The organism is Paenibacillus sp. P4_E11 (genome assembly GCF_056401635.1).
The window spans coordinates 1-2,253 of sequence record NZ_JBFUIX010000350.1 but is presented as its reverse complement, the minus strand read 5'-3'; the positions used below and the strand labels follow the sequence as shown (position 1 = coordinate 2,253).

2 protein-coding genes are annotated in these 2,253 nt (G+C 49.1%); one reads left to right on the top strand and one right to left on the bottom strand.

The window, feature by feature from the left end; genetic code table 11:
* Nucleotides 1–1,541 (bottom strand): ABC transporter ATP-binding protein (locus AC1DWB_RS33865; protein WP_477545470.1); only part of this gene is annotated, 1,541 nt, incomplete at its 3' end.
* A gap of 153 nt (nucleotides 1,542–1,694) precedes the next feature.
* On the opposite strand from AC1DWB_RS33865, the gene AC1DWB_RS33860 reads away from it, so the two are divergent.
* Nucleotides 1,695–2,096 carry a VOC family protein gene (locus AC1DWB_RS33860; RefSeq protein WP_477545469.1) on the top strand — a complete coding sequence of 134 codons (402 nt, stop codon included), beginning with the start codon at nucleotides 1,695–1,697 and terminating at the stop codon, nucleotides 2,094–2,096.
* Nucleotides 2,097–2,253 lie beyond the last annotated feature (157 nt).

Here is a 2,253-nt window from a genome sequence, read left to right as displayed (position 1 = left end):
GAAGTAGGCTCGTCCAGGATCACTACCGATGCGTTCCGCATAATAGCTCTTGCTATCGCAATACGTTGTTTTTGCCCTTGCGACAGCTTGATCCCTCGTTCGCCCACCTTAGTCTCCATTTGTTCCGGCAGATTGGTAATGAATGTCTGGGATTGCGACAGCATTGCCGCCCTCTGAATATCCTCCTCACTCGCTGCCGCGTCTCCCGCTCCTATCGCTATATTGTCTCGGATCGTCCCGTCGAATAAGTGCACATCCTGCGATACGGAAGCCAAGTTCCCACGCAAGGAGGCCACATGATAATCATCAATAGGGAGCCCGTTCACACGGATCGTCCCGGATTGCGGGTTATAGAATCGGTACAGCAGCTTCACAATCGTACTCTTCCCCCCTCCACTCGGACCAACGAAAGCCACAGATGAGCCAGCAGGAATTGAGAAGCTGATGTTATTCAACACCTGCCTGCCTTCCTCATATTGAAAGTCAACCTGATCGAATGTAATAGATGGTGCGGCTGATCGAAGAACAACACCCTGCCCATTGTCCTCCGGCTCCATCTCCATGACATCCAACAGTTTCTCTGCGCCTGCCGATACTTTCTGCAAAGAGTTGATGATCTCCACGATACTTGTGAACGGGGCAGCAGCCTTGTCCAACAGCGTGATGAACGCAACGAGACCCCCCACTCCAATTTCACCATTCACCATCATGACAGCACCTACCGCTACACCAATAATGAAACCCAGTTTCTCAGGTATGGCTCGAACTGCTTCACGGACGGCCCACATTTTCTCGATCGAGATCCACAAATGAATGCTGGCTTTGAAGACGCCCTTCACTCTTTGGAGCGAACTCTGTTCCAATTGATTCATCTTGATCTCTCTCATACCCGCAAGCGTTTCCCCCATATGAAAAATCCACTCTCGCCCCATCTCCTGCTGCTTCGCTACCAGATCCTTATATCTCTCCTTAATGATCAGATTGCTGATTAACTGTAGAGGACCTACTGCAAGCGCGATTATGCCGAGAACAGGATGTACGACCATGAGATAAATGCCTACAGACAGGAACGAGATGGGCAAGGAGATTAAGCGGAGAATATCGAATACGACGAAATGCTTGAACACTTCGAGCTCGTTAAACAAGATGTTTTTGGAATGGGAGCTATTCTTATTCTCATGATAACTGAGCGAGAGACGTGTGAGTTGAGTAAGCACCATCTCCCTCATGGCGAAAACTATGTTCGTATTCACGATTTGGTTGAACACACGTGCTGTCAGGGTGAACACAAGACCAAGACCTATAAACCCGGTAAAGGCCAGCAGCAGCTTGATCAGCTCGTCCTTCGGGATGTGCGGGGCAAGGTCGAATAGCCTGCGATTCGTTTCCGCGAACAAGAGTGAGGCTCCGGTCACGCCGATCTGCAGCAAAATAACGGTGATGTATAATGCTTTAAACTTGTTGCACAGACTCAGAAACTGCCTGAACCCTTTTCTTCTGACCACTTGTAACACACTTCGTTTCCCTGAATCAAGCTGCATGCATCCAACTCCTTGTATGGCAATCTTACCCAAAGAGTATCATACGCAGCCTATAAATTCGACGGAAATATCGAGTATAATGGAAATAATAACCTTAGTTTGCGCAGATGGCGGCATTATACAATTGAACGTCTATATTAGAGGAGGAAGTCCATGAACGCCAACCCTACACAGGCAACCATTGAAGGATCATCCCATGTTTTTCTTGTTGCCGATGCCTCACGCTCATCCCGTTTCTACCAGTCGCTTGGATTCAACTACGAAGAAATCGGCGGCCCGCACATCAAGCATATTCACGTATCCAGAGGTAATCTGACCCTCATCCTCCATCCTGCTGCAGATCCGGCGCTCGTCCGTCCGATTACGTCAGTGGAAGGCGGGCCACAGTGGGATGCATTTGCTTACACCAATTACGCCGATCTGCTGTTCGAGGAATTCAACAGAGCGGGTGCCACGATTGCATATGGGTTGAACCGGGGTCAGCATTGGAATGAATTCGCCGTCCAGGATGTAGATGGATATATCATCGCTTTCGGGGGAGGTGTGTCTCAATGAGTACATCCATGAGTAACTCTATCGGCCCCGTTACAGCTAATCCATTCATTACTTCCATCATCCCCACCATGTATGTCCGGGATCTGGACCAAGCTATAGTCTGGTATTGCGAAGCTCTCCACTTCAAAGTGTTGGCGTATAATCCACACTTTGCCAC